The organism is Actinomyces sp. oral taxon 181 (assembly GCF_018370895.1).
GTDB lineage: Bacteria > Actinomycetota > Actinomycetes > Actinomycetales > Actinomycetaceae > Pauljensenia.
The window spans coordinates 59,005-65,730 of sequence record NZ_JAGYZL010000012.1; the positions used below are offsets into that span (position 1 = coordinate 59,005).

At 55.8% G+C, this 6,726-nt stretch carries 4 protein-coding genes; 3 read left to right on the forward strand and 1 reads right to left on the reverse strand.

All coding sequences use genetic code 11. The features are described 5' to 3' along the window. Window positions 1-89: 89 nt before the first annotated feature. From KHW85_RS06670 to KHW85_RS06680, 3 genes are all read left to right on the forward strand, one after another. Complete coding sequence (locus KHW85_RS06670) at window positions 90-968, forward strand: aldose-1-epimerase (RefSeq protein WP_291459284.1); 879 nt, start codon at window positions 90-92, stop codon at window positions 966-968. 22 nt (window positions 969-990) lie between these two features. Continuing rightward, on the forward strand, window positions 991-3,483 hold the full coding sequence (hrpB, locus tag KHW85_RS06675) for an ATP-dependent helicase HrpB (RefSeq protein ID WP_291459285.1): 2,493 nt from the start codon (window positions 991-993) through the stop codon (window positions 3,481-3,483). 100 nt (window positions 3,484-3,583) lie between these two features. Further along, a complete protein-coding gene (locus tag KHW85_RS06680; RefSeq protein WP_291459286.1) occupies window positions 3,584-4,966 on the forward strand; it encodes an NAD(P)/FAD-dependent oxidoreductase in 1,383 nt (460 codons plus the stop codon). A 109-nt stretch (window positions 4,967-5,075) separates the two neighbouring features. On the opposite strand, the gene argS is transcribed toward KHW85_RS06680, so the two are convergent. Further along, window positions 5,076-6,716: an arginine--tRNA ligase gene (gene argS, locus KHW85_RS06685; protein ID WP_291459287.1), complete on the reverse strand. Its 1,641-nt coding sequence runs from the start codon at window positions 6,714-6,716 to the stop codon at window positions 5,076-5,078. Window positions 6,717-6,726: the final 10 nt, after the last annotated feature.

Below are 6,726 nucleotides of genomic sequence, written 5' to 3' on the forward strand. Positions count from 1 at the left end.
GCGGGCCTGAAGTCTTAGGGATACGCGTGCTTTCCCACCTACACTGAACTGGTACAGTTTCCTCTGTACAAGCACAGTGAGGTGTTGCTATGAGTTTCCATGCATCTGGTCGCGAACTTTCGTGCGAGGCCGGGGACTATTCCCTGAGCGTCGTCACCGTTGGTGCTGGGATCTCTTCCTTGAAGTGGAAGGGACGAAACCTCGTTCTTCCTCATAAGGTGACCGAAGTTGCACCCGGCTGGTCTGGAAAAATGCTCCTTCCTTGGCCTAATCGCATTGCCGATGGACGTTATTCGTGGAATGACAGGGAATACATGCTGCCCATCAATGACCGTGGGACTGGCACAGCGCTGCATGGACTTGCAGGCTGGGTTCCGTGGGAGATTGTTGACGCTACGGCATCTCACGTGAGATTAGAAAGTTTTATTGCTGCCCAGGAGTCCTATCCCTGGCCTCTTACAGCACGTCTCGATCTACGTTTAGATCCTGAAAGTGGCCTAAATATTGAGTTGTCGGCAAAGAACTTAGGGGATTCTCCCGCGCCCTATGGGGCTTCTCTTCACCCCTATCTTCTGGGCGGCACCACAGCTAATGACTCAATATTGAGCCTTCCCGCCTCGCAGATCGTCGATACCGACGAGAATCTATTGCCAACGGGAATCAACCCTGTCAGCACTGCATACGACTTCCGCGTTCCCCGCATGGTTGACGATCTTTTCATCGATCACTGTTACGGCGGCCTTCAAGGGGACTGGGAGGTGCTCGTGACGAACTCACAGGGCGAAGGCGCAGCTTTGGTTTCCAATACACCGTGGGTTCAAATCCACACAGCAGATGCCCTTGGCCGTCCAGGCATCGCGGTTGAACCTATGACTTGCCCGCCCGATGCCTTCAATTCGGGAATTGATCTGGTCTCTTTGGCCCCTGGCCAGCGTCACCGTCTGTCCCTGTCCATCCGCGGACTGTAAGAGAGCGTGTAATACTGAAGCGGTGTTGAGCTTTCAGGATGCGATTACTCGGGCCAGTGATTTGCCCGTTTCTCGACTGCTTCCTGATTTTCTACGTTCATGCAGCTCCGGTAGCGTATCAATTATTTCCGCGAGCGCTGGTAGCGGAAAGACGACTCTTATTCCCCTTGCCTGCGCTGAGCTTCTTGAGCCCGGGCAGCGAGTCCTCGTCTGCTCGCCGCGGCGCGTGAGTGCACGTTCATGCGCTCGCCGCTTGGCCCAGTTATTGAATGACCGCGTTGGCCACCTTGTGGGCTTTAGCGTCCGCGGTCAAAGCGAGCGAAGCGCCTCAACGCGCATCGAATTTATTACCCCCGGTGTTTTGACTCGAATGATTCACTCTGACCCAGAATTGCAGGGAATCGCATGTGTCATTCTTGATGAGTTTCATGAACGAGCGGTCGATAGTGATCTTGCATGTGCCTTCCTCAGTGATATTCGCGAGGTTCTACGCGAAGACCTTCGCTTAGTCATCATGTCTGCGACCGTCGATATTGACGCTCTTCGTAGCCTTCTAGCTGATTTTTCGCCTCAGGTTTTTGAGCTTAATCAAGAGCTTTTTCCAGTTGATATTGTCTGGGAAGCGCCGCCGCGCGGTGTCGACTATTTCCAAGGCGAGAGGGTAAATATTCCTTTCCTCCGTCATATCGCTGCACTTGCTGCGCGGGCACTGGAACGTTATCCCGGAGACGCGCTTGTGTTCGTTCCAGGGATGCGTGAAATCTCCAAGGTATGCGAGTTCCTTGAGGGAGTGGATGCGCAGGTCATTGCGCTTCACGGCCAACTGTCTCCTTCACAGCAAGATGAGATTTTTTCTCCTTCTCCTTCACGACGAATCATCGTTTCTTCCTCTATCGCAGAAAGTGCGCTCACGGTCCCGGGAGTCCAGATCGTCATTGATTCAACATTGAGCAGGCATACGCGCTTCTCCCCCGCTCGCGAGGCCACTTCACTGGTCACGGTGCCTTCACCCCGTTCTTCTATGGTGCAACGCGCGGGACGAGCCGGGCGCCTCGGCCCTGGAGTGTGTATTCGTGCCATGGAATCCTCGGGATGGACGATGCGCCCGTCTCAGCCCTCCCCCGAGATCACGATCTGTGACCCCGTTCCGCCGTTGCTTTCTGTGGCGTGTTGGTCGCGCGCCGATTTCTCCTCCGTTCGGCTTCTTGATTCCCCCAGCCGAGGCCTCGAGGAGTATGCGCGTTCCTCCCTTGAGGCTTTGGGGGCGATTGACGAGGCCGGGCAGGCGCTACCCCACGGACGTTCACTTGCGCTCTCCCCGGTGGACCCTCGCGTTGCACACGCACTCAGCACTCTTGATGATGAGATTCCACGAGAAATTGCGGCGCTTTGTGCAGCTGTGCTCTCTGAAGATTTACGTCCAAAAGGAGGCGACTTACTGAGCTGTCTATATTCGCTTCCGCTGGGCGGTGTGCAAGCTGCCCACATTGAAGAAACTGCCGCGCGCATGTGCCAGGCTCCCCGCCCTACCTGGGACACACACTCACGCGTGAAAGTCGCAGCTGCTATGGCAGATTTTGTCTCTCGTGCATTTCCGCTTCGTCTTGCACGTCAACGTGAAGGAAGTAACCGATATCTTCTTGTTTCTGGCGTAGGCGCATCGCTTCCACAAGCTTCCGCTTTAGAGGGAAGCACATGGCTTGCAATAGCCGATCTGCAGTCAACCACCGGTGATGGAATCATTCGTTCGGCGCTCCCTCTTGACCAAGACACTGCCTGCACGGCTGCGTCCCATCTTCATAAATCTGTTTCGCGCCTGACGCTTGATCAGGGTCGAATCCTTGCAGTGACCGAGGAAAAACTCGGGGCTGTGACTTTGAGCAGTACCCGCGTTCCAGATGCTGATCGCGAAGCAATGCGCTCCTTTGCTCTCGCGGAGTTGGCAAAGATGAGCGTTGCAGATCTACCGTGGAGCCAGAGCGCATCACAGCTACGACTGAGAATTCTCAAATGCCGAGAGTTTCTTGGAGATCCCTGGCCTCTTGTTGATGACGAACACTTCATCATTTCCTGCGGGCAATTTTTGGCAGATCAGTGGAGTGACGGCCGTCCTCTAGCAGAGCTGTCCCTTGGTGAGGCTCTGACCTCCCTCTTGGTCTGGCCATTGAATAGGGACCTTGACCGTCAAGCACCAACACAGATCACAATCCCAACTGGCGCCGAGCGGCGCGTGAAATGGGATCACGAGGGGGCACGTGTTTCCCTGCGTGTTCAAGAAGCATTTGGCTGGACGGATTCTCCCCGCTTCATGGATGGCCGACTTCCGCTGCGCATCGAACTCACGGATCCCGCAGGACGTCCTGTGGCCATTACCAGCGATCTTGAGTCCTTCTGGAAAGGTCCCTACCAGCAGGTTCGATCTGAGCTTCGAGGCCGCTATACCAAACATCATTGGCCTGAAGACCCCTTCTCGGTTGCTCCGACAGCACGAACGAAGCGCGCGTCGACGAGATAAAAGTGAAGCGCCTCACCATCAGCTTTTCGTTGGAATGATGTTGTTTCAGCCTTCGTTCTAGGAGGTAAGAAGGATCGCTCCACTCAGTAAAGGAGACACCGTGGAGAACTTTGACCTCATTGTTGTTGGAGGCGGGAAGGCCGGAAAGTCACTGGCGATGAATCGCGCCAAAAAAGGCTGGAAGGTTGCCCTGATCGAACGGCAGTTTATCGGTGGCACCTGCATTAACGTGGCGTGTATCCCCACCAAATCTTTGGTCGCTGCAGCTCGCCGCATGGAAGATACTCGCAGCGACGCCACCTTTGGTATCGAGGGTACCGCTGACGCTTACATCAACGTAGAAAAGCTGCGCGCACACAAGGAAGGTATCGTCTCGGCAATGGTTGCCGCACACGAGAAATTCTTCGCTGCGCCAGGAATCGATTTCATGCGTGGAAGCGCTCGTCTTTTGGACGCGCACAGCGTGGAAGTCAAGCTTGAAGATGGAACACTCCGCCAGCTCCACTCCGAGCGAGTCCTGCTCAATCTGGGAACCAGCCCCGCACATCCTCCAATTCCTGGACTTTGGGAAGCTGGAGCATGGGACAGCGAAGATATTCTGCGCGTGGAAGAAATCCCCTCATCCCTTGTCATCATTGGTGGCGGATACATCGGTATCGAATTTGCATCCATGATGACAAGCTTCGGATCCAAGGTGACAGTTGTTGCTTCCGGCCCCCACATCCTTGATCGCGAAGATCCCGATATCGCAGCAATCTACGAAAAGAGCCTGCAGGATAGAGGCGTCACGATCCTCACCGGTGTTCTCGCAAAGTCCGGCTCAAAGCAGGACGGTGCGATCACCGTTGAGCTATCGGATGGTAGTAGCGTGAGCGCTGAAAAGGTCTTGGTTGCTGCAGGGCGCATCCCCAACACAAAGGGAATTGGTCTTGAAGAAGCTGGAGTAACGCTCGATCAACGAGGCTTCATTAGCGTTGATGATCATCTGCGCACCAATCTCGATGGCGTCTGGGCTGCAGGCGACTGCGCAGGCACACCCATGTTCACCCACGCCTCGTGGAACGACTACAGGATCATTCGCGAACAGATGGACGGCGTCTCCCTGGATGATCCACGGACTTCAAAGGCCGGACGCCTCATCCCCTGGGCACTGTTTGCTGAACCAGAGCTTGGGCGTATTGGATTGAACGAAACCGAAGCTAAGGAACAGGGACTGGATGTCCTTGTCGCCTCGATCGATACTGCGGCAATTCCACGAGCAAAGACCATGCGCGATACGACTGGTAAGTGGAAGGCAATCGTTGATGCAAAGACCCACACAATTTTGGGCGCAACGCTAGTCGGTCCTCAGTCAGGTGAAGTCATCACCGCCGTTCAAGTAGCAATTGCCGCAGGCATGACCTACGAGCAGCTCCGGATGCTCCCCATCGCCCACCCGACAATGGGAGAAGGACTCAATATCCTCTTTGATTCTCTTGCCTAAGCTGGACGCAACTTCGGCGAAGCAGCTGCGATTTCTTTAAGAGTCGAAACGGGTTGGCCCCGCAGTTTCAACCGAAACTGCGGGGCCAACTGCGTCTATCAGACTGAACTCACATACGTTCGGGAGCCTCAACACCGAGAAGATCCAGACCGCTGCGCAGGACCTGCGTCACAGCATCATTGAGCCAAAGGCGTGCAACATGGCCTTCATCAACCGGATCGTCTCCACGAGGAGTAACGCGGCACTGACCATACCAGGTGTGGTAAGCGGCGGCGAGCTGCTCCAGGTAGCGAGCAACACGGTGAGGCTCACGCAGATCCGCGGCTTGTGCGACTTGCGCAGGGAACTGCGCGAGGACACCCAGAAGATCGCTATCGGCCTGAGTATCCAGTGCTGCAGGGTTAAAACCAGCATCGCGCGTGACACCGTGCTCAGCTGCATTTCGCGCAACATTGCGAGTACGAGCATGCGCGTACTGAACGTAGTAGACCGGGTTTTCGTTCGTGCGCGATCCCAATAGATCCAAATCAATATCCAAATTGGAATCCATGGACACTCGAACCAGCGCGTAACGGGCAGCATCCACGCCAACGGCATCGACCAAGTCGTCAAGGGTGACGATGGTTCCAGCGCGCTTGGACATGCGGACCGGCACGCCATCCTTAACCAGGTTCACCATCTGACCAATGAGAATCTGCATGTTGACACCGGGCTTGTCACCAAATGCTTCACACATCGCCATCATTCGGCCAATGTAGCCGTGGTGATCAGCGCCCAGTAGATAGATGGCAACATCGGCACCGCGGCGGCGCTTATCAAGGTAGTAGGCGACGTCACCAGCGAAGTACGCTGCTTGACCGTCGGACTTAATCAGAACGCGGTCCTTGTCATCGCCGTAAGAGGTCGTCCGCAGCCACACGGCTCCATCTTGGTCAAAGACCTCGCCGCGCTGATGCAAGGTTTCAATTGCGGCGTCAACAGCTCCCGAATTGTGGAGCGAATCTTCGTGGAAGAAAACGTCAAATTCAGAGCGGAAATCACGCAGACGCTGCTTGATTTCATCGAACATCAGCTCGACGCCACGTGCGCGGAATGCCTCAACAGCTTCTTCTTCGGGAAGAGTCACCGGATCGGGCTCCCCTGCTGCGACGGCATCTTCACGCACCTGCGCTGCAATATCGGCAATGTACTGGCCGCCGTAACCGTCTTCGGGTGCCTCATGGCCCATCGCGCGCGCATAGAGAGAACGCGCGAAACGATCGATCTGCGAACCGTGATCATTGAAGTAGTACTCGCGGGTCACCTTCGCACCCGATGCCTTCATCAGGCGAGCAAGGGAGTCTCCCACGGCCGCCCAGCGTGCACCACCCAGGTGAACAGGACCCGTGGGGTTGGCGGAGACATACTCCAAGTTAATGTGCAGCCCCTTCATGGATTCACCACGGCCGAAAGCTCCACCGGCCTCGACAATGGTGCGGGCAAGCTCGCCTGCAGAGGCAGCGGCAAGACGAATATTGATGAAGCCGGGACCAGCGATTTCGGCACTATCAATGCCCTCGAGCTCATTCAGGTCATTGACGAGGATCTGTGCAAAGTCGCGCGGGTTCATTCCCGCCTTCTTTGCCAATTGCATGGCAATATTGCTGGCCCAGTCGCCATGATCGCGGTTACGAGGCCTCTCGACCTTCACCGTCTCGGGAAGGTCTGCGGGCTCGAGAGCCAAGTTGCCTTGCTCGATCTCAGCAAGCAAAAGGTCTTGG